At 24.3% G+C, this 1,113-nt stretch carries 1 protein-coding gene and 1 pseudogene; both read right to left on the bottom strand.

Annotation, left to right across the window (positions count from 1 at the left end; all coding sequences use genetic code 11):
* Positions 1-928 (bottom strand): glycosyltransferase family 9 protein (locus AMN78_RS00745; protein WP_075533728.1); only part of this gene is annotated, 928 nt, incomplete at its 3' end.
* Positions 928-1,113, bottom strand: a pseudogene (locus AMN78_RS04150) (hypothetical protein); the annotation flags it as partial. The gene AMN78_RS00745 and the pseudogene AMN78_RS04150, both read right to left, overlap by 1 nt.

The raw sequence follows: 1,113 nt of genomic DNA, 5'->3' as shown, positions 1-1,113 counted from the left end.
GATGAGTATAGAATTTGTAAAATTCTTCATTTTTTTTGTCAAAAATATCTATTATTTTAGTATTAAATGAGGAGGCAATGTGTGCTGGGGAGCCGTGACAGGCAATAACTAATTCTGCTTTTTTTATAATTAATTTTAAATCTGTAAAAGATAAATTATCTAAAATTATTATCTTTTTATTATTTATAGCGAAAGTACTATTTTTATTAAATTTTTCTTTAACACCATCAATCAAACTATTTGTTTCAGCCCCAGCAGATATGACCAAGTCTTTTTTGGATCTTGTTACAAATTCCTCTATAAAACCGCACATTTGAACTATTGAGGCATTTATAGGCTTAAAATTTCTAGATTTTCGCCTTCCTCTATACGCTTCTGTAATCCACTTTTCATCTAAATGTAAATGATAAAATGATTTTTCAGGGATTTTGTTTATTATATCTAAATTTGACTTTATTTTTTCACTATCAAAAATATCTAAATCTTTATCAGAATAATCTATATCAATCTTTCTTAATATAAATTTAAATTCTTCTATCCTCGATCTAAAATCTTTAATAAAAAGAATATTATCTTTAAAATTAAAAAATATTTTTTTATATATTTTTTTTGTTACAGACATGATCTTTAATTTTGCTTTGGAAATAACACATGCAAAAATAGACCTCTTTTTTCCATCCAATGAAAGAATACAATCAAAATTGCTTTTAATAATTGAATGAAAGAAAGAAATTTTTTTTCTAATTTTTTTTGGATACAGTTTAGCATTATCAACTAAACTATAATTCTTAACATATTCATAATTTTGCTCAGAACATATAACAGTAATCTCAGAGTCTGGTTTATTTCTTTTTATTGATTTTATTAAGATGCAGCTAAGTATAAAATCCCCTACTCTATCTGTTCGGAAAATAAGAAACTTTTTCATTAATCATGCCAAAGATATTTTTTTTTGTCCACTCTACCTAACGTTTTGTTAATAATAAAGTCAGCAACTAACGTTGAATTAAAATATTTCATATACTTTTTCTTGCCATTTTTCGCAATATTTTTTCTTAGTTTTTCATCTCTAGAGATTTTTAAAATCTTTTCAGATAAATCACTTACGTTTTT

The organism is Candidatus Pelagibacter communis, assembly GCF_001179945.1.
In the GTDB taxonomy this organism is placed as follows: domain Bacteria; phylum Pseudomonadota; class Alphaproteobacteria; order Pelagibacterales; family Pelagibacteraceae; genus Pelagilacustribacter; species Pelagilacustribacter ubique_A.
Note: the sequence above shows the minus strand (reverse complement) of the source record. Positions and strands in the feature narration are given on the sequence as shown.